The organism is Ruegeria sp. CDSA034, assembly GCF_059612275.1.
In genome coordinates this window covers 735,713-759,528 of the sequence record NZ_JBXWQH010000001.1, presented here as the reverse complement: position 1 = coordinate 759,528, position 23,816 = coordinate 735,713, and the positions used below count along the sequence as shown (strand labels likewise).

The window sequence follows — 23,816 nt, the reverse complement described above, 5'->3', positions numbered from 1 at the left end:
AACTGTTTCTAGTGGGCCTTGTCAGAAGAAGTCATCTTTAAGCGGACAGGGCTTTTCCTAGCCTTCGCCACAAACAAACGCTCTCCTTTGACGTAATTCAAAACCGGCCTCGATTTTTTCCCTTGATGTCACAGGGCGTTTTTTTGATCTGAAGGAACGTTCAGGCGTTGCTGTCCGGCTGGGAGGATTGACCATAAGTGGGAAAGCGATCCACCACTGGCATCGTTTCGGTGTACACACGGTCTCGGATAAGCGCGAATATCCAGAAGTCCGGAAGGGTTGTTGACGTGTATGAAGTAACGTCAGCGCTGCGCATGCCCTGAAGCACAACGTCGACCAGAAGCAATTCCGGTTGCGTGCGGTCAAGGACTTGCTTTGCTGTTTTCAAATTGTAGGCACGCAACAATTTCAACGCCTTCTGGGTGGGTCAACAGTTCTAAGACAGTCGAGCGAGCTTCGTCCGGCGCGACAAAAATCATATGAACTGAAACCATCGTTCCGAACTCCTGATTGTCGCTGTGAACGAGGTTTTGGGTATGCGGTTTCATAATGACCGATCGCAAAGCGGTTGGGCCGCTGATTGAAGTTCATAAGGTGGGAGAGGTGGTTTTGAGCGCCCGTGTATGAGCGTGCGCCCAATTAGCAAGGATACACTTCCCAAGGCCAATCCCAAGACGAGAGCATTGGCAAAGAAGACGCCGCCAAACAGGGATGCGGCGATGTTTCCGGGCTGCTGAACAGCCGTTCCTGTCACGATTTCCAACCAGTCATAAAGGTAAAACGCGAATAGAACAGACAGGCCCACAGGCGTAACGATGAGTGCCGTCCCAAGGCAAATCAAACCGCGACCGAGCAAGGCTCGTGGCGTCTGTCCTTTGAGCACGAAGGCAGCTATTGCCCCAAAAATGCCGAGAGCGAAGACTAAGTCCACTGGAAAGGCCAGGTCACCCGAGACAGAGCGTGCGGCGGCCGAGATGAGAGGCAACAGGATGAAAGTGACGAACCCCGCGGCAAGAAGTCCGGTGAATGTTTCAGGCAAAGAGCGCGAAGTCAAAAAGTTACCGCGTTCTTGTTGATGGATAGGAACAAGCCCGGCCGGAGAAACCTGACCGAACTGTGCTGACAGTTTGTTTGGACGAGATGGCATCATGGCCCCGAGTTTTGTTGATGTTACGGCGGTTCAATTGGCCGCTTGTGCCCCTAAATTTGGTGAGCAAGCGTTTTGTTTCTTTTGGCACCTGGTCAAATTCTTGTGGAAGTTGGACAAGTTGAGTTGGAAGGATTGTTTAGAGCGTTTGGCTGAACGCGGGACGGACACGGTTGGCCTGCTCGCACCGCGACACTGTCAGCCATGGTGCCTGTTGAACCTCTGTCGCACGCGTGTTGTATTGGAATATGGCCGATGGGTATCGATAGATGCGCTGATTTCGAAACCCAATAGTTGCAAACTACTGAAAACTGAGCGGCCCGTCCCTAAATCGGAAGGGTTAGATTTCCACCTGCATGTCAGGTCAAACCGACGGATCCACCGTGATATCAGGAGAGCACATGTCTGCTTTTGACCAAACCGCGTCGTCTTTCACCAAAGCCTCGGATTTGCTGGTCGCAGCGCTCGAGGCGGAGGGCGTTGAGTATATTTTCGCCGTCCCAGGTGAGGAAAACCTGGATGTGCTGGAGTCTTTGAGAACGTCCAAGATTGAGCTTGTCCTGACCCGTCACGAACAGGGCGCAGCGTTCATGGCGGCGACATGTGGGCGTTTGACAGGAAAAGCCGGCGTCTGCATGGCAACACTGGGCCCCGGTGCCACAAATTTTGCCACACCCGCCGCCTATGCGCATTTGGGTGGAATGCCGCTGGTTATGATCACGGGCCAAAAGCCGATCAAAAAATCGAAGCAGGGCCAGTTTCAGATCATTGATGTGGTGGGATTGTTCGACCCGATTTGCAAGATGTCCAAGCAGATTGTGCATGGCAACACCATCCCCTCGTTAATCCGCGAAGCGTTTCGCGTCGCGCAAGAGGAACGTCCCGGTGCCGTTCTGTTGGAACTTCCCGAGGATATAGCGGCCGAAGATACCACCGAGCCGGTCCTGCAACCTCATCCGCGCTACTACGCCGTGGCTGGTGACACAGTTCTGAATGAGGCGGCTGAGATGATCCGCTCGGCTAAAATGCCTTTGCTTTTGTTGGGGGCGGGAGCCAATCGAAAGCATGCTCGCAGCGCACTCAGCCAGTTTGTGAATGACACGCAGATTCCGTTCTTTGACACACAGATGGGCAAAGGCGTTGTGGACGAGCGCTCAGATTTGTTTTTGGGAACGGCCGCTCTCTCCGACGGTGATTACCTACATTGCGCCATCGAGCGGGCCGATCTGATTATCAACGTGGGTCATGACGTGGTGGAAAAACCGCCCTTCTTCATGAAAGAAGGTGGAACCAAAGTGATCCATGTGAACTACAAGGCCGCGCAGGTTGACCAAGTCTATTTCCCGCAGGTCGAGGTTGTCGGCGATCTGGCTCAATCCATCGAGCGGCTGGGAAAGAAGCTTGATGGCCCCTTGGAGTTTGATCGCAGCTACTTTGAGCGGGTCAAACAGGAAACCGATATGCACATCTCGGCAGGAGCAGATGATCCGCGTTTTCCAGTGATCCCGCAGCGCTTTGTTGCCGATACGCGCAAAGTCATGCGTGACTGCGATATCATCGCATTGGACAATGGCATCTATAAAATATGGTACGCGCGAAATTATCAGGCCTACCAGCCCAATACAGTCCTGCTGGATAACGCACTGGCCACGATGGGAGCCGGCCTTCCCTCAGCCATGATGGCGGCCAAACTCTATCCTGACCGTCGCGTCATGGCGATATGTGGCGACGGCGGCTTTATGATGAATAGTCAGGAGGTTGAGACCGCTGTTCGACTAGGGCTCAATCTGGTTGTGACCGTGCTGAACGACAGCTCGTACGGGATGATCCGCTGGAAGCAGTCTCACGCCGGGTTTGAAGACTGGGGGCTGGAGTTCAAAAACCCTGATTTTGTGCAATATGCCAGTAGCTATGGTGCGACCGGTCACCGGGTAGAGAGAACTGAGGATCTGGTATCCACCTTTGAGCAAGCGTTTGCAGCAGGTGGCGTCCATTTGATCGATGTTCCTGTCGATTACAGCGAAAACCAACGGGTACTGATCGATGAACTGGCCGAAAAAGTCTGTTTAATCTGATCCGTTTTTCCAAGGTTGGTCAGAGCAACGTGGCTTGAGGTGGGCAGGGCGGCATGTGACCACTCGCTTCTTTACATCGTCGGTTAGTGAAGCTCAGACTGTAAGTCTCTGGAGCTTTTCGTAGGCTGGGCCATTGTTTCGGGCAATGACCGTAAATCACGAACGCGTCTTTCTCTGCGGCCAGTTTCATCAAGCGTTCTGCGCTGGCATTTGCCGCGGCCTCGTTCCAAGCCCCCACGAACTTTTCGTCAAATTCCTCCACTCTTGAAATCGCGTCGCTGGTCAACATCACCGCTCGTGATGGCAGTTCAACCAACAGTGCGATTTGCCCCGGCGAATGACCCGGCGCTTCCAACACTGTCAGCCCCGGACCAACGCGCACATCGCTTTCAAGCAGTATATAATCGCACTCTGGCCAGTCTAATGGTTGCGCGTTACCCCAGTACAGCGGCTTGGCGAGTTTGCGTTCCTTGGCAGAGATCAGGATCGGCGCCTCTGGAAATGCATGCAACCCGCCCACGTGGTCGATGTGGGTATGCGTGCAAACATGAAGTGTGACATCTTCAGAGGTTAACCCCAGCTTTGCCAACTGTGCTGCAGGCAGGTTGTCTGGTGTGCACTCAAGCACCTCGCCAAACTCATCCAATCGATCTTCTTCAGAAGCAGATTGGGCATTCTTAGCGTATTTTTCCGGGAGGCCAGTGTCGACAAGGATCGTTTCATTTTCATCCGTCTGGATAGCAAAACCCGAAATGCCGATTATGCGACCGTTGGAGTGAACTTTGAACAAACCGTAATCCAACACGGCAAGGCTCACCGGACGACCTTTGATAAAACCTTCAGCTTGCACTCGGTCTCTCCTCCGTTGTCAGGCAAGAACTTGACGCACAGTTCGAAAGTCAGTGCACATACGCAATTACGATACCAAATGGATGGCGGGGTGCCTCCCTGGGTAGTCAATCTAGCCAACCCACATTTAGTACCACAGAAAGATTCAAAAGTGTTCTCTTGGCCGTGTGCCGTTGTTGGTAATGCGTGCTAGCTTTGCGGTAACGACGGGGCAACGGTATTGACCAACGACAAGAAACACGATCCGCTGGATGAATTATTGCGCGCTCGACTGCGCATTCCGGTTGGCGCCGACCTGAGGCTAAGGGCGCTATGCCAGTTAATGAAGGGTGTTGACTGGATCAGTCGCACCACGACCGGCCAAGCGTTTTTTGCATTGAACGAAACCGAACGAATTCTGTTGGAACTGGATGAACGTACTGGGCACGACTTGGTACGAGCGGTGCTTGCGATGAATGGGGGAACTGTTGTCAAAGCCCACGGTCTTGAAAACATTCCAGCCAGCGGCCCCGTCATCATTGGATCGACACATCCAATCGGCACTTTCGATTTTTTGGCACATGCGGGAGCTCTGCTTGACCACCGTTCAGACTTGAAAGTCGTCGCCGGTCGCGAGGCCGAGCGGTTTCTTGGGCGCGATTTGATCGTACCGGTGGACTTGGACCGACAGGACAAGGTGCTGACAGCGCGCCAAACTCGGGCCGGCATGTTGGCACATTTGGAACAGGAGGGTGCGTTACTGGTTTTCGGCTCGGGCCGCGTGCCAACGTTGAAAGACGGGCTTCTGATTGAGCCGCAATGGCGAACCGGGGTTACTCGTGTATCCGCAGAAAGTGGAGCGCCGATTGTTCCGGCCTCGGCGAACATGCGTAATTCGCGGCACTACTACCGAACTCGACGATTGGCTGCGCTACTCGGTGGGGGAAACGACGAGTTCGGACGCAGGGTGGCATCCTTAAGGTACGTGTCAGAGCTGATTGCCAAACTGGGTGGAACCTACAATGTGTATTACGGCTCAATACAGCCTGCGGGAACAGCACCGGACCTTCTGAAAGAGCTATCAGAAGGATTGGTTCCTGGTCTTTACAAATCCTAGGGCGCTACAGCAGGGCGAAAGAAAAGATCGGTCAGCACCCTGGGTTGTGGGTGTCATTGAGAGTTAGGTCGCGCGTTAGTTTTAGCCTAAGACTAAAACTGAGCTGGTAGGATATGCCTTGGTTCAGGTTTCGAAACCAATACCGAAATTCGCTTCCGTTCATTCCTCCATCTAAAACAACTTCAACCAGGAAAGATCGCTTGCCAGCAGAGATACACTCAAGCTGACACGCACCACCGCCTTCGCCGAGTGGCGCGAACTTAGTGCGGCGTAAAGGACAGCTATACTGGCTTAGCTGAGACTGGTTCGAATTTGTCTGACAGCACCCATTCGACATCGAAATTGGGAAGTGTCCCTCTGGTCACGGTTGTCCCCTGATCTATATGTGCCGAGATCAGGAAAGGGCCGGCCGCTACTAAAAATGTCTTCGGAAGAATGGGCGGAGAGCGGAAGTTCGCAGCAGCCGCACGGGGACTCAGATTGCAGGCGAAAGCCAGACCTTAAATTCGCAATACGATGATTGCTCTACATTGGAGAGAAAGGTCGCTTCAGCAAAAGGCCATCTAAACAATGCGGCATCAAAATACACTCCCGATCTTCTTACTTGGTGCTGTAAACTGGCTTGGTGATCAAAAAGCTGGCGGCGCAAGAAAAATGGTACTCGTGGAATTTCCTTGCAGAACTAACAGGACGGTGTTGAGATTGTTTCTGTCATTGGGAGGCTGGTCGGATATTGATTTGGCCAACGCAATTAGATCCACTAGCGACTTTGAGCGACCGCCCCTAACGACGAATTGACGAGTATCGCGCTGGGAATTTCGGCACGACACATAGGGGAGGAAAGAAATTGAAAAATCTGACGATAACGCTGGCGGGATCGCTGATAGCATTTGCGGCTTCGGTAAGTGCGGCCCAAGCTGAGAAGCTGACGTTTTACTGCTCGGCACAGGAAGATTGGTGTCAACTCATGGCGCGCAGTTTCGAGGATGCCACCGGCATAGACGTCAATATGACCCGCAAGTCGTCGGGCGAGACGTTTGCACAAATTCGTGCGGAAAGTTCTAACCCTAAAGGCGATGTATGGTGGGGCGGTACCGGTGATCCCCATTTGCAAGCTGCCGAAGAAGGCCTGACGATGGAATACGTGTCGCCGATGCGTGACCAGCTTCACGACTGGGCGATCTCGCAGGCAGAAAGTGCAGGTAACAAAACCATCGGAATTTATTCAGGCGCACTCGGCTACGGCTACAACTCCGACCTCTTGGCCGCGAACAGCCTGCCTGAGCCCGCATGTTGGAAAGACTTGCTGAAGCCCGAGTATAAAGGGCACGTGCAAATGGCGAACCCGAATTCCTCGGGCACCGCTTATACGACGCTTGCCTCGATGGTTCAGATATTTGGCGAAGACGACGGCTTTGAGTTCATGAAGGGCCTACATTCGAACATCAACCAATACACCAAGTCGGGTTCAGCCCCAATCAAGGCCGCCGGTCGGGGTGAGAACACCATCGGTATCGTCTTCATGCATGATGCGGTCAAGCAGGCCGTATCAGGTTTTCCGGTCAAGGTCGTGGCCCCATGCGAAGGCACAGGCTATGAGATCGGCTCGATGTCGATCATTGACGGCGCTCGAAATGAAGAAGAAGCCAAAAAGTTCTATGACTGGGCGCTCAGCCCCGAGGCCCAGAACCTTGCGCTTGAGGTTAACGCCTTCCAGGTTCCGTCCAACAAAAATGCGGAAACCTCGGAAAGCGCACCTGACATGAGCCAGATCAAGCTGATCGACTATGACTTCAAAAAGTATGGCTCGTCAGATGAACGCAAGCGTCTTTTGCAGAAATGGGACGAAGAGGTCTCTGTGCTGCCTCAGTAAGTGACTGAAACCACGTCAAAAACGAACCACCCGGTTCTAATCTTCTGGATTGCTGCCGGGTGGATTGGTTTCTGCCTGCTGCCATGGTTCATGGTAGAGGATGGCATTTGGTCATTCGTATGGCTGGTCGATGGATATCCGTTCGATGAAGATTATGCGCCCGCCGCTTTTCTGGTCGGACAAGGCGAAAAGCTGTGGCTTACGCCGCTTTTGGTCCCGCTTGCGTTGCCTTTGTTGGTACTCGGCAAACCGAAGTCCGATCCGCAATACGCGCGCATCCTGATTTTGGCTGGTGCCTTGGGTTTTGGCTGGCTGATTGCGCAAGGGTTCTCAATTGGCATTCGCGGGTTCAATTTCGACTGGATGAAGGCGCTGTTCGGAGAACCGAAGATCCGCCAGTTCGGCATGGGATACGGCGCGATGATCTGCGCCACAGCGTTCCTGTTCCTTTTAACTCAGGGTATTGCGGCGCGCGGCGCCATCAATGGCGACGTTTTCGTCGTCAGCGCTATTGGTGGCGTAATCACCATTGTTACAGTTTTCGTCTTCTTTCCAATTGCGAAGATGTTGTTTGCCGCCTTCGTTACTGAAGACGGTGCCTATTCAGTTTCGGTTTTTGCCTCGAAGTTCTTTGATGACCGACTTTGGGGCTTGGGTTGTTTTGCCGGTGCCAAATGCGGTGCCGCGTGGAACTCTCTGTTTCTTGCAATTCTTGTGGGTTTCATCACGACCGTGCTTGGCCTTTGTTTTGCGCTTGTCGTCACACGGTCGGGATTCCGCTTTAAACGCGGGATGCGCGCGTTGACAGTCTTGCCGATTATTACGCCGCCTTTCGTGATTGGTCTGGCACTGATCCTGTTGTTTGGGCTTTCCGGGTCGGTCACCAGATTTGTTGCCGAGATCTTTGGCGTGCAGCCGACGCGCTGGCTATATGGCATGCCCGGGGTGCTGATCGCTCAGACGCTGGCATTTACGCCAATCGCCTTTCTGGTCTTGATCGGGGTGGTAGAAGGGGTGTCACCATCGATGGAGGAGGCCGCCCAAACCCTTCGAGCCAATCGTTGGCAAACCTTCAAAACCGTGTCCCTGCCTCTGATGCGACCGGGCCTGGCTAATGCTTTTTTACTGGGGTTCATCGAATCTATGGCCGATTTTGGCAACCCACTTGTCTTGGGCGGAAACTTCGATGTGCTTTCGACTGAGATATTTTTTGCCATCGTCGGTGCGCAGTACGATCAGGGCCGGGCTGCTGTTCTAGCCATGGTGCTCTTGTTCTTCACACTTTCTGCCTTCTATGCGCAGCGCGCGTGGTTGGGGAAAAAAAAGAGGTATACCACCGTTTCCGGCAAAGGCGACGCGGGTGTACATCCCTTGATGCCAAGGGGCCTTGCCATACCGGTTCTGGGCATTGCAGTTGCCTGGGCGGTTTTCACTGCTGTGGTTTACGGGATGATCATCTACGGAAGTATTGTCGAACTGTGGGGCGTCGATAACTCGCTGACGTTCAAGCACTACGTCACTGCCTTTTCGGTCCGCTTCGAGGAAGAGGGTATTCGCTGGACCGGAGCCGCCTGGGACAGTTTCTGGACCACAATCACCATCGCCGGCATTGCCGCGCCTCTGACGGCCGCCGTGGGGTTGGTCACCGCCTATCTGCTAACGCGGCAAAGTTTTGCGGGAAAGAATGCGTTTGAGTTTGGCACGATGCTCTCTTTCGCTATTCCCGGCACCGTTATTGGCGTCAGCTATATTCTGGCATTTAATGTGCCCCCAATCGAGATAACCGGCACAGGCGTTATCTTGGTCGTCAGCTTTATCTTCCGCAATATGCCGGTTGGGGTTCGCGCGGGTATCGCGTCGATGTCGCAGTTGGACAAATCCCTCGACGAGTCCTCGCTAACGCTTGGTGCGAACTCGTGGCAGACATTCAGGCGAGTGATCCTCCCGCTTTTGCGGCCGGCAATCCTGGCTGCGCTGGTCTACAGCTTTGTCCGGGCAATGACGGCGATTTCGGCGGTGATATTCCTTGTTTCCGCCGAGTATGACATGGCCACCAGCTATATTATCGGTCGGGTCGAGAACAACGATTACGGTCTTGCAATCGCATACTCCACAACGCTGATCTTCGTGATGTTGGCGGCAGTCGGGATGTTACAAATCCTCGTAGGCCGTGTTCAGATTGGGCGACGTACACAACTCGGAGCAGAGAAAACGACATGACCGAAACGACTATAGCAAGTAAGGCCGCGCCTGTTCGTTTCGACGGTGTCTCGAAAGTGTTCGGCAAGGATGTGGTGGCCGTCGACAGCATCGATCTGCACGTCCAAGCGGGCAAACTGGTGACGCTTTTAGGCCCCTCAGGCTGCGGTAAAACGACGACGTTGCGCATGATCGCAGGTCTGGAAATGGCGACCTCGGGCCGAATTCTGATCGGCGACCGAGACGTGACCAAATTACCCGCTACCGACCGTGACGTGTCGATGGTATTCCAATCCTACGCGCTTTTTCCTCATATGAGCGTGCTAGAAAACGTCATGTATGGGTTGACCTTTTCCGGCTTCGACAAGCGCGAGTCCCGATCGCGCGCGCTGCATGGGTTAGACTTGGTTGGCCTGAAGGGCTTCGATAATCGTTTGCCAAGCGAACTTTCCGGTGGGCAGCAACAGCGCGTTGCCGTCGCTCGTGCATTGGTTTTGGAGCCACAGGTTTTGCTCTTTGACGAACCTCTCTCAAACCTCGATGCGAAACTGCGTCGCCAAGTGCGCGAAGATATCCGTGCCATTCAGCAAGATCTCGGTTTGACCGTCGTCTATGTGACACACGATCAGGAAGAAGCCCTTGCCGTTTCAGACGAGATTGTCGTCATGCGCAACGCTGCTATCGCTCAGATCGGAACACCGCGTAAACTCTATGATGCGCCGGTTGACCGGTTCGTGGCCGATTTCATTGGTGAGGCTAACCTGATCAATTGCACTATCCTTTCTGTTGAAGGCGGTTTAGCCACGATCGAAATCGAGGGCTATCAACATACGCTCCCCTCTCGTGGTCTAACGCCTGGACCAGCAACGCTGGCCGTGCGCCCGTCACGGATTTTGATTGGATCTGATACCGGCATCCCGGCCAAAGTTGCCAAGGCGACCTATGTTGGCGTGCGGATGGAGTACACTCTGGCCGGTGCCTTCGGGCAGGTATTTGCTGTGCAGGACGACGTGGACGAACCGCTGGAAATCGGTTCGGATGTCAAAATGTCTTTTGCCGGACGCGGCCCCGTTCTGTTGCCGGAAGGGTGATGTGGGTAAGCTTTTAGTCGTCTCTCACCCGGAGGTCGTAGTCGAACCGGAGACACCGGTCACCGAATGGGGTTTGAGTGAAATTGGCCGCGCCCGAGCCGGCACATTTGCACAAAGTCAGACCATGTCGTGCGTGACAGATATATGGTCCAGCACCGAGCAAAAAGCGTCCGAGACAGCGGCTATCCTTGCAAAGCCTTTGGGGCTGGTCGCGAAATCCGATCCTGGACTGGGAGAGAACGACCGAAGCACTACCGGATTCCTTCCTCCCTCGATATTCGAGTCCGCCGCTGACACCTTCTTCGGGGCACCCAATTCCAGCTTTCGTGGCTGGGAAACAGCCCATGCTGCGCAATTGCGCATCGTTCAAACAGTCCTGTCAATCGTCAAAAACCACGACGGAAGAGATCTGGCCATTGTAACCCACGGCGCGGTCGGGACACTGCTTTGGTGCCATCTGGCAGGGAAAGAAATCGACCGGCGGTTTGATCAATCTGGGCAGGGCCACTTCTGGCGCGCGGATATTAAAACTCTTCAACCCGAATTCGGGTGGCGCCCGATTGCCTGAAAGGCGTCATTCGTTCCAAGCGTCTTCGCAGATCATTTTCAAGGTCTCGAACACGGCTGGTGTACCAGCGATCACGCGACCACCATCCCTGATCATCCCGTCGGCGTCCTGATCCTCGATCTCGCCACCTGCTTCGGCAATCATCAACTGACCGGCGAGGCAATCCCAGGCGTTCATGTGCTCTTCAATGTACCCCAAAAGACGTCCCGCCGCGACATAGGCCAGCGAAAGCGCACCGCTTGCATTGCGATGATAGAGAGCGCCACGTTCGATAAGGGCCGCAATCACCGGAATGACCTTTGATGCTTCGACCCGGTTCGAATAACCAATTGAGACGGTTCCACTTGCAAGTTCCACGCTTGAGGCAACTTGCATGGCGTGTCCATTCAAAGTGGCACCTTCGCCTCGGATCGCCACGTAAGTTTCACCAACGTTTGGCTCGAAAATCACACCGACCTGCGTCTGACTGTCTGAAACGCCCGCTAAGACAATCGTCCAGGCAGGAATGCCATTGACGAAGTTCGTTGTCCCATCAATCGGATCAATCACCCAGTCAAAACCGCTGGAGCCAGCTTTTTCGGCGTGTTCTTCGCCATAAATCCCATCATCGGGAAAAGAGTTCATAATCTTTTGACGAATGAAGGTTTCGACGTCGCGATCCGCCTCGCTGACCCAGTCCTGCGCGCCCTTTTGATCAATGACCAAGGTGTCTCTGGCAGCAAAATACTCTAGCGCAAGCGCACCCGCCTCTTCGGCTACCGCGACGGCGAAGTTTCTTCTTACAATGATGTTTTGCATTGATCGGCTCACTTCCTGCTGAATGCATCACCACATCTAAGGGAAGGGGTGTCGAAAAACAAAACAGTGTTTGTCAGGCTATAATCCACTTTCTTCGCGTCAAATGAGTTTCTGTCGAAAGAATACCCCTATTAAAGCACTCATTCACTTCCACGCAGTGGAGCCGCACGTTCCTCGTGACCAACGTCGGCTTTCTTTAGAAACGCTGCATTGCTGTGATTGCAGTTGTAGCGACGGGCCGCTTTGGGCCGTTCACACCTTAGCGAAGTGGGGCAGTCGAATAGATGCTACGATTGCTCCAGCGTCTGCATTGAGCCTCATTTTGATCGATGCCGCACCACGCACCTATGTCTGAACTAAGGTTCCAAAAAGTATGAAGAGGTACATACCCCTCCACTTGAACCTTGGCGCTATTCCTCCGGGTCAAAGTGTACGTTCATTGGACCCTCCCATTGAATCAACAGAATTGTTGGTTCATCGGTAGGAAACGCGTCATTATGATACTCTCTCCCAGGTTGATACCAATAGTGGCCGAGGGTTTGCAGCGGCACTTCAGCTTCACTTTCGCCTTTAATGTAGTGCTTAGCTGCACCGGATACGACAAGGCCGTGATATCCATGGGTATGCGAGTGCATGGCCCCCGGGAAACTTGGGGGAATTTCATAAAGACCGCCGACGGACCTTTCTGGGGATTGCCCCACAGGACGGCAAGCTCAAATGGAGCACCGACGGGCTGGAAGAATTCTGCCTCTTCCAAGGCAATTCTGTATCAGCTTTTTGCCGTTTCGGCGTTGACAGACAAAGCCACTGTGCTGACAAGAAAACCAGCCGCAACTGCAACCTTAGTGATTGAACCGAACATGTTTCTTGCTTTCATCAAGATGTGTCTGCGACTGTTACGAGGCGACTTCACCCCGCCATCCGTGCGAGAACCCGATAGTGAAATTGGCTGGCAGTATCGCTGTCCGAAGATCAATGATGGATTGGTATTCGTCGCTCTTCCAGAAATCTTCCAGAATTTCGCGAGATGGAAACCGTATCAGGGTAAGACCTGCGCCCTCTGGCCAGTCTCCTTCAAACTTGGATATGGAGGAATCTCGCGCACCTATAACGAGGAGTTCGCCTTCAAACTTTTCCAGAACGTAATTGGCAGCTTTTGCATATTCGCCAAAATTTTCCATATCTCCTTGTTCTGTGAAACTGAACATCAGATAGGCTTCTTTTCCTGATGGCATGTCTGGATTCCTCTTAAGTTTCTTAGATTAACTTCTGTTACCGCCCTTCACAGGGCAAAGCCGTTTAGCCGCCATGAAAAACGGACAGGGCCATCCGGCGAACGTAGCCGGGGAAGGCCGTGTCATAGTTCTTCCAATCGGAATACTCGGGCATTTCGATTTCGTCGGGGATGGTAAAGAGCAGCTCAACAGGCGCTGACGGATTGCCGCTTGCAAAAGCTTCCTGAAAGCGGGCCTCTACCTTTGCTTGCAACTCGGTCAGAAACTCGGCGTTTTCCTTAAGCGCTTCGACGCTGTTGCCGTTTGAATGCCCGTTGATCGCATAGGCCGGTTTCCAACCCACAAGAGTATTCAAAACAACGCCTGAGCCCACGAAATTGGTGTCTTCCTTGAACTCATGCGGGGAAAGTTCCTGCGGCATGTACATGTCCACGGAAAACACGACATTGCTATCAGTGACACGTGCAACCGTGGTCGCAACACCATCTGCAACGGCGAGGTGATGGAGTTCTACGGTTTGATCGCCAAGATCCACCATAAGGGTATCGTCAAACGACGTTGTAACCATTGGCATAGGCATTAGCGGCGACAGCTTCAGAATATCGAGGCCGTTCTCCTGCATGATGATCGCGGCTCCGTTGAACACTTCGGTTCCCCCAATGTGGTCAAAGTGCTCGTGGCTAAGGGCGACATGCGTAACAGGCTTATCCGTGATCTTTGCAATCTCAGCGTTCAGTTCTTCAGCGCGTGGCGTGAAAGATGGGTCAGTTACGAGGACGCCGTTGTCCCCAATAACGACCAGGCTGGAGTAACCCATGGAAAAGAAGTGATAAACACCGTCCGCGATTTCTGTCATCGGGCTGGTCTGAGCATTTGCTGTTGTTCCCAGTGTGATCACTGCCGCGGTGGCACACAAAGTTGACAGTTTCATATCGGCACCTCAAAGCTAACGTTGTTCGCTTTAGCTAACAGCGTTAGCAAAGAAGTCAATAGGAGTCCTCAACACGCAGGAGAAGACGCCAAGCTATGGTGGGACGGCCAAAAGACATCGCACAGGAATACGAGGGGTTCACTACTCGCGACGCCATTCTCGCCGCAGCCGAGGCACTGGCGGGAGAAAAGGGGGCATCCGGTTTAAAAATAAGGGAAATTGCCCGACTTGTCGGTATTGAGCCTGCGTCTATCTACAAGCACTTCAGGGGTCTGGGAGCCTTATTGACGGCCCTCATCGGTGAGTCTCTGGCAGAAGAACAATTGTTGTTGGATCTGCCCGTAGAATTGGGTGGAGAAGCCGCCATTCGGGAACTCAATAGGCGAACAACGCACTTTTTGGCGGCCAGAAAAGGAATCGTGAGTCTTTCACTGGACGACTTCGCGAAGGCTCACGATCCAACTCGCGATGCCTTTGATGAAAATGAAGCCATTATTGTTCACGGGCTGGATATCGAGGCCGAACTGATCAGCCGTCATCTCGGATTGGTTGCGCTGGGGCGCAAAAAGCTGGGGCAAATCGCAATTGCCCGCCGCTCGATGATCTTGGTTTTTCTGAGTGTTACATGGCTGAACGGAAAAGAAGTAGACGAAGACCGCGAGATCGAGATATCAGACATGGTTTCCGCGTTCATGCTCGGGTTGCAGTCACAATACTGAAGAGAAGCCCCGATTGGGTCCCGTCAAAAGAACTTGGGTTGAGGCGGGCAGGGTGCTCTCGTAGCCATCACGCATGATTAAGAAATCGCCATTCAAATACTTCAAAACCAGTTCAGAGGTCATTCGTCTTCCAGTGATGCTTTACATTCGGTTTCCGCTTTCGCTTCGAAACGTGGAAGACCTATTGCACGAACGAGGAATTGAGGTGAGCCACGAAACCGTCCGATATTGGTGGAACAGGTTTGGCCCGATGTTTGCTGCTGAGATTAGACAGAAGCGAGTCCGGTAACTGCGTGCATTCTCGAAATGGAAGTGGCATGTGGATGAGGTTTTTATGAAAGTGAATCGCAAAAGACGTTACCTCTGGCGGGCCTTAGATCATGAGGGCGAAGTGCTGGAAGCAGTCGCTACTAAACGCCGAAACAAGCAGGCGGCATTGAAATTCCTCAAGAATTTTATGCAGCGCCACTGTAAAGCGGAAGAGATCTTCACGGATCGTTTCCTACAAGGCTGCGCTCAGAGAAATGAACGCGCTTGAAAAACAACAGACGGGAAGGTGGCTCAACAACTTCGTCGAACCTCCCGTTTCGACGACGCGAACGCGCCGTGCAACGTTTCAGGCGCGCGCGAAGTTTGCAGAAATTCGCCTCCGTCGATTCCTTTGTCTACAACTATTTCAACCAGGAGAGATCTCTAACCAGCTGAGACTGGTTCAAATTTGACTAGCAGCACCATGCCGGGGCAAGGCTGGCTGTCACTTTCTTTACAAAAATTCAAAAATTTCGTGAATAAATTTACAAAATTTTGTTTCAATACTAGTAATTTATTGAGAAATTTTCAGTCCGATTTCCATTATTGGAATGCACAAAAGTGCGCTTTCGTCTGCTGGAAGAGGAGCCAAAGGACGGAAAATGGAAATGGGAGGAATACATGACTAAGAATAATGTCACGCGCCGCGGCGTGCTAAAGTCCGGTGCCGTTGCAGGTACCGGTCTGGCCCTGCCTACGATCTTTACGGCTTCGTCGGCCGCTGCCTTTACCAATGAGCCGACAGGGGCGTCTGTCACTCTGGGCTTCAATGTTCCGCAAACCGGACCTTATGCCGACGAAGGCAATGACGAATTGCTGGCGCAGCAGCTTGCGGTCGAACATCTGAACGGCGAAGGCGACGGTGGTTGTCTGAACACATTCTCGTCGAAGGCGCTGCAGGGGAACGGTATCCTCGGCAAGAAGGTTGGGTTCGTCACCGGCGACACTCAGACCAAGTCGGATGCAGCCCGCGCATCGGCCAAGTCGATGATCGAAAAAGACGGCGCAATCATGATCAATGGTGGTTCGTCCTCGGGCGTGGCCGTTGCGGTTCAGGGCCTGTGCCAAGAGGCGGGCGTCATTTTCATGGCCGGTCTGACACATGCAAACGACACCACGGGCAAGGACAAGAAGGCCAACGGTTTCCGTCACTTCTTCAATGCCTACATGTCGGGTGCCGCTCTGGCACCGGTGCTGGCGGCTGAGATGGGTAAAGAACGTCGCGCCTATCACCTGACGGCCGACTACAACTGGGGCTGGACCCAGGAAGAGTCGATCGTTGCCTCGACCGAAGCCCTGGGTTGGGAGACGGTCAACACGGTCAAAACACCGCTGGCGTCCACGGACTTTTCGTCCTACATCGCGCCGGTTCTGAACTCTGGCGCGGACGTGCTGGTTCTAAACCACTATGGCGGCAACATGGTGAACTCGCTGACCAACGCGATCCAGTTCGGTCTGCTCGACAAGGTTGCAAACGGCAAGGACTTCAAGATCGTCGTGCCACTGTATTCCGAGCTGATGGCCGCTGGTGCGGGCGAGAACATCAAGGGTGTTCTGGGGTCGATGAACTGGAACTGGCAGCTGCAGGATGAGGGCACAAAGGCCTTCGTGAAGTCCTTTGGTGAGAAATACGGCAAGCCGCCGTCCAACTCCGCACAGACCTGTTATGCACAAGTGCTGCTTTATGCGGATGCGTGCGAGCGTGCGGGCACCTTCAATCCCTGTGGTGTTGCCGAAGCTCTGGAAGACTTTGAGTTCGACGGGCTGGGCAATGGTCCCACCTGGTATCGCGGTGCCGATCACCAGTGCTTTAAGGACGTGCTGGTTGTACGTGGCAACGAGAACCCGACCAACGCGTATGACACGCTTGAAATCGTCGAGATCACGCCGCGTTCGCAGGTCGAGTACGATCCCGAGCACCCAATGTTCGCCGGTGGCGAACTGGGCAAGTGCAATCCGGGCGCGTAAGCCTTTTGGCGAATGTCTGACCGTCGTTCTCGGCGGTCAGACGACTTACGGCCAGGCCTATGGGCCTGGTCCCAACCACTCAATCCACACTGACCAACCCTGAGGTGGGCCCAATGGACGCCATCCTACTGCAAATACTCAACGGTCTGGACAAGGGCTCGGCTTATGCGCTGATCGCGCTGGGTCTTACCCTGATCTTCGGGACGCTCGGCGTCGTGAACTTTGCCCACGGGGCTTTGTTCATGATTGGCGCGTTCTGCGCCGTTACTTTGCAAAAGCTGCTGAACCTGAGTTTCGTGACCCTGGATGAAACCCAAAAAGACTTTCTGGGTAATCCGCTGAAGGTCGAAACGCCTTTTATCGAGGCCTGGTTCGGCCCCGAAGTCGGCGCAACGATTATCGACTGGTCCGTTCCGCTGGCCATCCTGTTTGCGATCCCGATCATGCTGCTGGTTGGCTATGTGATGGAACGCGGGCTGATCAAACATTTCTACAAGCGCCCGCATGCAGACCAGATCCTGGTGACCTTTGGTCTTGCGATCGTTCTGCAGGAAATCGTCAAGTATTTCTTCGGCGCCAACCCGATCCAGACCCCTCCGCCCGATGTGCTGAGCGGATCTGTCGATCTGGGTACCATGGTTGGTTTTGATCCCAATGCAATCATCTACCCGATTTGGCGATTGGTCTATTTTGGCTTTGCCGTAGGCATTATCGGCGCAGTGTTTTCCTTCCTGCAGTTCACCACCTTCGGGATGGTTGTCCGTGCTGGGATGGCTGACCGGGAAACGGTGGGCCTGCTGGGCATCAATATTGACCGCCGGTTTACCATTATGTTTGGCATTGCTGCCGGTGTCGCCGGACTGGCCGGTGTGATGTACGGGCCGCTCAACCCGCCGAACTACCACATGGGAATGGACTTTCTGGTCCTTAGCTTCGTCGTGGTTGTTGTTGGCGGAATGGGGTCATTGCCAGGCGCCGTTCTGGCAGGCTTTTTGCTGGGCATTCTGGAAAGCTTTGCCTCGACCACCTGGGCCACCACAACGATCCCAGGCATCAATCAGATCATCATCTACCTTGTCGCCATCATCGTGCTGCTGACGCGTCCGCGCGGGCTGATGGGGCGCAAGGGCGTGATGGAGGAATAATCAATGTTGGGACTGAATAAAAAAGACACCAGCCTGCTGATCGTCGTCGCACTCCTGACTTTGCTGGCGCCTTTCATCCTGAACCCGTTTCCAGAGGGCAGCGCCATGGCGCAGTTCAACGCGGGTTACCCGGATTTGATGCAGAGGTTCGTGATTTTCGGGATCTTTGCCATCGGGTTCAACATTCTGTTTGGCCTGACCGGGTACTTGTCCTTCGGTCACGCGGCCTTTCTGGGCGTAGGATCATACTCGGCAGTTTGGATGTTCAAACTGCTCAGCTACAACGTCATTCCAGCCATCGCGCTGAGTGTCGTCGTCGCGGGCCTGTTCTCACTACTTATCGGGTTCATCAGCCTACGGCGGTCGGGGATCTATTTCTCGATCCTGACGCTGGCCTTTGCACAAATGAGCTTTGCGCTGGCCTACTCGGTACTGTCAAATCCCAAGTTTAACCTGACGAACGGGGAAACCGGCCTGCAGGTTTATGCGGACGATCCGCAGATCCTGCAGGGCGCTAACGCGCCAGATTTACCGCATCTGTTTGGATTGCCAATGCGCGCGACGTACACGATGGATGTGGGCGCGTGGAGCTTTGACTTCAACGCGGGTTACTACTTGTGCGCAATCATAATGATGGTCGTGTTTTACCTGTCTATCCGTATTTTCCGGTCGCCCTTTGGCATGATGCTGCGGGCAGTAAAATCGAACCAGCAGCGGATGAACTATACGGGTCTGAACTCCAAGCCATATACGCTCGCGGCCTTTGTGATTTCTGGCATGTACGCCGGTCTGGCCGGTGGTCTGATGGCCGCAATGGACCCGCTGGCAGGTGCCGAGCGGATGCAATGGACCGCTTCGGGCGAGGTGGTTCTGATGACGATCCTCGGTGGTACGGGCACGTTGATCGGCCCGGTTCTGGGCGCAGGTTTCATCAAGTATTTCGAGAACATCTTCTCGAAGATCAACGACAACGTCCTGCATAGCTGGTTCGCATTCCTGCCCGACGGGCTGGAGGATGCCGTGGTGTTCGTGATCCACCCGTTCATCGGCAAAGGCTGGCACCTGACGCTGGGCATCCTGTTCATGCTGGTCGTCATCTATCTGCCGGGTGGTCTTGTTGAGGGTGGACAACGTTTGCTCAAGCGCTTCAAGCGTAAGAAAAAAGACACCGACGATGCGCCGTCGGGCAAAACAGAACCGGCGGAATAAGGGGCGAGAAATGGCAATTCTAAGAGTCAAAGACGTCAGCAAGCGCTTCGGTGGCCTCAAGGCGCTGACAGATGTGAACCTCAATATCGAAGAGAACTCGGTTCATGCGATCATCGGCCCCAATGGCGCGGGAAAATCGACGCTGCTGAACTGTCTGGTGGGCAAGCTGATGCCAGACACCGGATCGGTGTTGTTCAACAACAACTCGGTTCTGGGACTCGAGCCGTTCCAGATCAACCAGATGGGCATCAGCCGCGTGTTCCAAACGCCTGAGATCTTTGGCGAGCTGACTGTGATGGAGAACATGCTGATCCCGATCTTCGCGATGCGGGATGGGGCATTCCGGATGCATGCCTATGAGACCATCGCTAGCGAACGTGAGGTCGTCGAACAGGCCGAAGTCATGCTGGAAGAAATGAACATGGCCGACAAACGCGAAATGCACGCGGCGTCGCTGTCCCGGGGCGACAAGCGGCGACTTGAGATTGGCATGTGCCTTAGTCAAAATCCGCGGCTGTTGTTGCTGGACGAACCTACGGCTGGCATGGCACGGGCGGACACCAACAACACCATTGATTTGCTAAAACAGATCAAGGATGAGCGCGATATAACTATCGCCATTATCGAGCATGACATGCATGTGGTCTTCAGCCTTGCGGAACGCATCACCGTTCTGGCGCAAGGGACGCCGCTGGTCGAAGATACTCCAGAAAAAATCCGTGGACATCCCAAGGTTCGTGAAGCCTATCTGGGCGAGGCGGCGTAAGGACAAGCTATGAACGAGAAACCCGACTTTTCGAAAAACGCCAATAGGGCAAGCACCGCGCCTGCGTTCCTGTCTGTATGGGACATGCATTCGTACTACGGAGAAAGCTATATCGTGCAGGGCGTCAGCTTTAATGTGCACGAAGGCGAGATTCTGGCCCTGCTAGGACGGAACGGCGCTGGCAAAACCTCGACACTCCGGTCGATTGCGCGGGTAGGCGATCCCGAAGTAAGGCACGGTGAAATCTGGCTGGACCACCAGCCACTACACAATATGACAAGCTACGAAGCGGCGTCTGTTGGTCTTGGCCTTGTACCGGAAGACAGACGAATTATCCCAGGGCTGACCGTTGAGGAAAACCTGCAGCTTGCCCAGATTGCACCGCCGGTCGGATGGTCCCTGGAGCGGTTGTATGAACTGTTCCCGCGTTTGGGCGAACGCAGGAAACAAGAGGGGATTACGTTGTCGGGTGGCGAACAACAAATGCTGTCAATCGCCAGAGCCCTTGCCCGGGATATCAAGGTCCTGCTTCTGGATGAGCCTTACGAAGGTCTGGCCCCGGTCATTGTCGACGAGATTGAAAAAACACTGGCCCACGTTAAGCAACAGGGTATGACTACGATCATCGTCGAACAGAACGCCGTCCGAGCATTGGAGTTAGCCGATCGCGCGATCATTCTGGACACCGGCACTATCGTATTTGATGGGACGGCGAACGAGGTGCTTCAAGACACCGGCCTTCGCGAGGAGTATTTGGCGATCTAGAGCAAGCTCGAAGTCTTAGGAATATTCTGGTTGCAAACGCCTTAGTTATGGTGACGCTCGAATTCTTCGGACGCTTGCGCTCCTACACTCATGATCAAGGCAACTAACTATGATCCGCCATATAGTCCTGACAAAATTCCGGTCCGACGTGACCGAAGAAACCATCGGGAAGATTTACAGGGGCCTCTCGAACCTGACCGACGCCCTTCCGGGTGCAGGTGGGTTCACTGGTGGCCGCAGCGAAAGCCCTGAACAGATCGAACGCGGTTACAAGCATGGGTTTGTGATTGATTTCGATAATTGGGCCGCATTGGCCAGCTACCAAAGCAACGAGAGGCACAAAGCGCTGGGCGCACAGTTGGTCGAAAACACCGTGGGCGGCATCGACGGAATTCTGGTCCTGGATTTAGAGGTCTGAGATAGTGAAACTGTTTCAGCCAAATTCCGAAGGGCCGATTGAAACTGTGTGCTGAACGGTGCAGCGTGGTGCCGCGCGCCCGTGTCCCTGTAAGCGTTCGGCGTCAAGTTTGCGATCTGCGGAAACGACCCTGATCAGCTTGATCATCAATGATTTGACGAACCCCATTTTACTGAAATCGCTGAGCCGACGCAGATGGTGCCAGGGCACAGACTGGGCCCACAACGGCGCATCCTTCCCTTGCGAAAACGGCAATAGTTGTACGTCGAACACCGGATTACTTGTCTTCCACCGGTCAATTTTTTATAATGCTTCGTACATTTTTTTGAATTTTTTGATGTTCACGAGTGTAATTGGTTTGCCCGAGTTGCGACAGCGAAGAGCGTGTTCCGGCGGCCAGTTCGGGGGTATTGATGACAAAGGCCAGCGATCCAAAAGCTCGCCCTGAAGTTGCCAAAAAAGACGCTAACAAAGTGTCGGGTGTTTATGACTTTGTGCAATCTCCTGAATGGCAGGAGGTGCTTGATAACGCTCGCAAACAGCAAGAAAATGATGCCCCGGCAGGCAAAAGAAACGGTGGCGCTGCGCAGCCGGCAGGGCCGGGCGGACAAAAACCGACGCAATCAACCGCTGGTTCGCAGCTGACAAACGCGCAAAATACATCGGCGGGCCAGCCTAAAACCGCCGGTACGCCGACCCAGGCAACCAATTCACGCCAGGTCGGTGAGTCGGTTCAAAATACCACGGCAGGGGGGTCTGGCAGCCAATCCGTCAACAATAACAGCCACGCGGCCGAAAACGTCCCACGCGATGAACGAGGCGAAGCAAGCGCCGCACTGCCCAATGGCGGGCCCGTGCCGGGCATACATCCCGACAATATCCCAGAGGATCTGATCAACCCCGAGCCGAGCCTAAAACTGTCCGAGGATGAAGTTGCGGATCGTTTGCGCAAGAACCTTCTTGAAAGGATCGAAGACCAGAAACGTTCTCGTCGCAAGATGCGGTTGGGTATGATGGCGGCGGGGTGCGGCATCGGTGTGGTTGCGTCGTCTTCGGTTTTTCTGATCCTGTCTGGATTGAGCGCGTCCGGCCCAAACGAAAATGTGGGCCTGACGAGCCAGGAGGCCATGGCGACAAGCGCGATCACGCAACAAGACGCCGAAAGGGCCCAGCTTCCGGCGACCTCTGATGTAACGCGCGGCACGGAGGATCTGGCTGTAACCTCCACGACCGTATTCGATAAGTCATCTGATTCGATTTCGTCTGACAATGACACGGGCGCGCCAGAAGACTTGGCGTCGCTGTCATTGCCCCTATTAGAGGCGTCCGGGCCGTTGGACGGCATCGAACCAGAGGTGTCACGCCTAGCCCCTAATGTCCGGTCTTTCGTGTCGACCCTTGTCCAGCCGCCGCTGCCGATAACCCCGCTAAGCTATCGACCTCGGGAAGAAGTGAACCTGGGTTTCGTCCGCTTTCAATCCACGCCCGAGATTTTCAGCACTTCTGTCGCTTTGCTTGAAACGACTGTGTCGGCGGCAGAACCCGAAGAGTTCCTGGAAGCCGCAACCGTCACGGCGACAGCAAGCATAACTGCAATGCGATCACCCGTGATTCCGATCCAGCCTGGTGCATTGGAGCATGCGGCATCGCAGGTGCCATTGGATGTCCACCAGATTGCGCCTGAGCTGGCGCGTGCGTATCAGCCGGACGTGGGCACCCAGACAGGCGAAGCAACTGTTTCGGACCTTTCCCTGCCGGAAGACCTGGCTTTGCTTGAAATCGAAGAACCGCCGGAAGCGCGCGTTCTGGTTGAGCCCGGCGCAACGTCGTCGAACACGGTTGCATCGGACCTTGCCGTGCAGCAGGACGGCACAGGGATTTCTGCCGAGATCGCGCAACCGCTGCCATCCGAGCCTCAGCCGGAACCTGTAGAATTGGCGGCTCTGCCTGTTGCGCCGGAACTGTCCGGCGCGCCGTCTCCGCTGATGATACCAGCCCCCTCGCAGACATCTTCCGCTTTGCAGGTACCTATCCTTGCGCAGAGACCAGACCCGCTGGAAACGCCAAACTCGCCCCAAGCACCACTTCCGTTGGATGCCGTGGTGTCATTGGCGCCCTTGCTGCAAGAAGCTTCAGCGCCATCAAAGCCTATCGAACGCTCAGTTTTGCCGGATGAGGCAATCACCCCATCAGAACCAGAGCCGGCACCAGCAAATTCTGTGGTGGCCTTCCGGATCTATGCGCCAACCAACGTGCCGCAGGGTGTTGTTGATTCTATGGTGACCAACCTGACGTCGACGGGGCACGAGCTGAACGGACAGGCCCGTGTGGGGTTTGGGATCACTCAGTCAAACGTTCGCTTCTATCACAGGCAGGACGAGGAAAGAGCGGCCGCACTCGCCAGGGATTCGGGCGCATTGCTGCGGGACTTCACAGGGGCCAACGTCAAAACCCCTAATGGGATCATTGAGTTATGGTTGGCAGGGGAAGGTTCGGGCGTCGCCGCGGTCAAGCGGACCACTACGCGATCCACGAGCAGTGCTCAATCCCCCAACCGCGTCAATCGCCTGAAAAGTCAGGTCTTGAGCAAACTAAAAAAAGCGACAACCCAATAACTGTGTTTTGAGCTATACTGAAAAGGACTGATTCAATTTT

The 23,816-nt window shown here is 54.2% G+C and carries 18 protein-coding genes and 2 pseudogenes; 16 read left to right on the top strand and 4 right to left on the bottom strand.

Annotated features, from left to right (window positions below; genetic code table 11):
- The first annotated feature begins 1,548 nt into the window (after positions 1-1,548).
- Complete coding sequence (locus tag AC2FLJ_RS03645; RefSeq protein ID WP_496694878.1) at positions 1,549-3,222, top strand: acetolactate synthase large subunit; 1,674 nt, start codon at positions 1,549-1,551, stop codon at positions 3,220-3,222.
- A gap of 19 nt (positions 3,223-3,241) precedes the next feature.
- Here AC2FLJ_RS03645 and AC2FLJ_RS03640 read toward each other — a convergent pair whose 3' ends face one another.
- Positions 3,242-4,072, bottom strand: coding sequence for an N-acyl homoserine lactonase family protein (locus tag AC2FLJ_RS03640; protein WP_496704458.1), 831 nt, complete (start codon positions 4,070-4,072; stop codon positions 3,242-3,244).
- 219 nt (positions 4,073-4,291) lie between these two features.
- Here AC2FLJ_RS03640 and AC2FLJ_RS03635 point away from each other — a divergent pair, with 219 nt between their 5' ends.
- The 6 genes and pseudogenes from AC2FLJ_RS03635 (at position 4,292) to AC2FLJ_RS03610 (ending at position 10,898) form a co-directional block, all read left to right on the top strand.
- A complete protein-coding gene (locus AC2FLJ_RS03635) occupies positions 4,292-5,167 on the top strand; it encodes a 1-acyl-sn-glycerol-3-phosphate acyltransferase (protein ID WP_282150813.1) in 876 nt (291 codons plus the stop codon).
- Between the two features lie 133 nt (positions 5,168-5,300).
- Positions 5,301-5,441, top strand: a pseudogene (locus AC2FLJ_RS03630) (IS6 family transposase); the annotation flags it as partial.
- A 573-nt stretch (positions 5,442-6,014) separates the two neighbouring features.
- Positions 6,015-7,040 (top strand): ABC transporter substrate-binding protein, encoded by a 1,026-nt coding sequence (locus AC2FLJ_RS03625; protein ID WP_496694882.1) that lies wholly within the window; start codon positions 6,015-6,017, stop codon positions 7,038-7,040.
- Positions 7,041-9,260: an ABC transporter permease gene (locus AC2FLJ_RS03620; RefSeq protein ID WP_496704457.1), complete on the top strand. Its 2,220-nt coding sequence runs from the start codon at positions 7,041-7,043 to the stop codon at positions 9,258-9,260. It begins immediately after the preceding gene.
- The gene (locus tag AC2FLJ_RS03615; RefSeq protein WP_496694885.1) at positions 9,257-10,330 is read left to right on the top strand and encodes an ABC transporter ATP-binding protein; all 1,074 of its coding nucleotides are present in this window, start codon (positions 9,257-9,259) and stop codon (positions 10,328-10,330) included. The genes AC2FLJ_RS03620 and AC2FLJ_RS03615 overlap by 4 nt, the downstream gene beginning before the upstream one ends.
- A 1-nt stretch (position 10,331) precedes the next feature.
- Positions 10,332-10,898, top strand: a complete 567-nt coding sequence (locus tag AC2FLJ_RS03610; protein ID WP_496694887.1) for a histidine phosphatase family protein — start codon at positions 10,332-10,334, stop codon at positions 10,896-10,898.
- Between the two features lie 6 nt (positions 10,899-10,904).
- On the opposite strand, the gene AC2FLJ_RS03605 is transcribed toward AC2FLJ_RS03610, so the two are convergent.
- From AC2FLJ_RS03605 to AC2FLJ_RS03595, 3 genes are all read right to left on the bottom strand, one after another.
- The gene (locus AC2FLJ_RS03605; protein WP_496704456.1) at positions 10,905-11,696 is read right to left on the bottom strand and encodes an inositol monophosphatase family protein; all 792 of its coding nucleotides are present in this window, start codon (positions 11,694-11,696) and stop codon (positions 10,905-10,907) included.
- Between the two features lie 896 nt (positions 11,697-12,592).
- Positions 12,593-12,877, bottom strand: coding sequence for a DUF1330 domain-containing protein (locus tag AC2FLJ_RS03600; protein ID WP_496704494.1), 285 nt, complete (start codon positions 12,875-12,877; stop codon positions 12,593-12,595).
- A 118-nt stretch (positions 12,878-12,995) separates the two neighbouring features.
- A complete protein-coding gene (locus AC2FLJ_RS03595; protein WP_496694894.1) occupies positions 12,996-13,862 on the bottom strand; it encodes an MBL fold metallo-hydrolase in 867 nt (288 codons plus the stop codon).
- Between the two features lie 95 nt (positions 13,863-13,957).
- On the opposite strand from AC2FLJ_RS03595, the gene AC2FLJ_RS03590 reads away from it, so the two are divergent.
- The 9 genes and pseudogenes from AC2FLJ_RS03590 (at position 13,958) to AC2FLJ_RS03550 (ending at position 23,776) form a co-directional block, all read left to right on the top strand.
- Positions 13,958-14,581 carry a TetR/AcrR family transcriptional regulator gene (locus tag AC2FLJ_RS03590; protein WP_496704455.1) on the top strand — a complete coding sequence of 208 codons (624 nt, stop codon included), beginning with the start codon at positions 13,958-13,960 and terminating at the stop codon, positions 14,579-14,581.
- Positions 14,582-14,654: 73 nt separating this feature from the next.
- Positions 14,655-15,283, top strand: a pseudogene (locus AC2FLJ_RS03585) (IS6 family transposase); the annotation flags it as partial.
- Positions 15,284-15,511: 228 nt separating this feature from the next.
- Positions 15,512-16,858: a substrate-binding protein gene (locus AC2FLJ_RS03580; protein WP_496695637.1), complete on the top strand. Its 1,347-nt coding sequence runs from the start codon at positions 15,512-15,514 to the stop codon at positions 16,856-16,858.
- A 113-nt stretch (positions 16,859-16,971) separates the two neighbouring features.
- Positions 16,972-18,003 carry a branched-chain amino acid ABC transporter permease gene (locus AC2FLJ_RS03575; protein ID WP_496694897.1) on the top strand — a complete coding sequence of 344 codons (1,032 nt, stop codon included), beginning with the start codon at positions 16,972-16,974 and terminating at the stop codon, positions 18,001-18,003.
- Between the two features lie 3 nt (positions 18,004-18,006).
- Positions 18,007-19,212 (top strand): branched-chain amino acid ABC transporter permease, encoded by a 1,206-nt coding sequence (locus AC2FLJ_RS03570; RefSeq protein WP_496694899.1) that lies wholly within the window; start codon positions 18,007-18,009, stop codon positions 19,210-19,212.
- Positions 19,213-19,222: 10 nt separating this feature from the next.
- Positions 19,223-19,978, top strand: coding sequence for an ABC transporter ATP-binding protein (locus tag AC2FLJ_RS03565; RefSeq protein ID WP_282118831.1), 756 nt, complete (start codon positions 19,223-19,225; stop codon positions 19,976-19,978).
- 9 nt (positions 19,979-19,987) lie between these two features.
- Positions 19,988-20,743 carry an ABC transporter ATP-binding protein gene (locus AC2FLJ_RS03560; RefSeq protein WP_058274761.1) on the top strand — a complete coding sequence of 252 codons (756 nt, stop codon included), beginning with the start codon at positions 19,988-19,990 and terminating at the stop codon, positions 20,741-20,743.
- 109 nt (positions 20,744-20,852) lie between these two features.
- Positions 20,853-21,161, top strand: a complete 309-nt coding sequence (locus AC2FLJ_RS03555) for a Dabb family protein (protein WP_496704454.1) — start codon at positions 20,853-20,855, stop codon at positions 21,159-21,161.
- A gap of 413 nt (positions 21,162-21,574) precedes the next feature.
- On the top strand, positions 21,575-23,776 hold the full coding sequence (locus tag AC2FLJ_RS03550) for a hypothetical protein (RefSeq protein ID WP_496704453.1): 2,202 nt from the start codon (positions 21,575-21,577) through the stop codon (positions 23,774-23,776).
- The last annotated feature ends 40 nt before the right edge of the window (positions 23,777-23,816 follow it).

Coding starts and splice junctions, on each gene's coding strand:
- AC2FLJ_RS03645 (WP_496694878.1), top strand. CDS start 1,549: ATGTCTGCTTTTGACCAAACCGCGTCGTCTTTCACCAAAGCCTCGGAT.
- AC2FLJ_RS03615 (WP_496694885.1), top strand. CDS start 9,257: ATGACCGAAACGACTATAGCAAGTAAGGCCGCGCCTGTTCGTTTCGAC.
- AC2FLJ_RS03605 (WP_496704456.1), bottom strand. CDS start 11,696: ATGCAAAACATCATTGTAAGAAGAAACTTCGCCGTCGCGGTAGCCGAA.
- AC2FLJ_RS03600 (WP_496704494.1), bottom strand. CDS start 12,877: ATGGAAAATTTTGGCGAATATGCAAAAGCTGCCAATTACGTTCTGGAA.
- AC2FLJ_RS03595 (WP_496694894.1), bottom strand. CDS start 13,862: ATGAAACTGTCAACTTTGTGTGCCACCGCGGCAGTGATCACACTGGGA.
- AC2FLJ_RS03590 (WP_496704455.1), top strand. CDS start 13,958: ATGGTGGGACGGCCAAAAGACATCGCACAGGAATACGAGGGGTTCACT.
- AC2FLJ_RS03580 (WP_496695637.1), top strand. CDS start 15,512: ATGACTAAGAATAATGTCACGCGCCGCGGCGTGCTAAAGTCCGGTGCC.
- AC2FLJ_RS03575 (WP_496694897.1), top strand. CDS start 16,972: ATGGACGCCATCCTACTGCAAATACTCAACGGTCTGGACAAGGGCTCG.
- AC2FLJ_RS03570 (WP_496694899.1), top strand. CDS start 18,007: ATGTTGGGACTGAATAAAAAAGACACCAGCCTGCTGATCGTCGTCGCA.
- AC2FLJ_RS03565 (WP_282118831.1), top strand. CDS start 19,223: ATGGCAATTCTAAGAGTCAAAGACGTCAGCAAGCGCTTCGGTGGCCTC.
- AC2FLJ_RS03560 (WP_058274761.1), top strand. CDS start 19,988: ATGAACGAGAAACCCGACTTTTCGAAAAACGCCAATAGGGCAAGCACC.
- AC2FLJ_RS03555 (WP_496704454.1), top strand. CDS start 20,853: ATGATCCGCCATATAGTCCTGACAAAATTCCGGTCCGACGTGACCGAA.
- AC2FLJ_RS03550 (WP_496704453.1), top strand. CDS start 21,575: ATGACAAAGGCCAGCGATCCAAAAGCTCGCCCTGAAGTTGCCAAAAAA.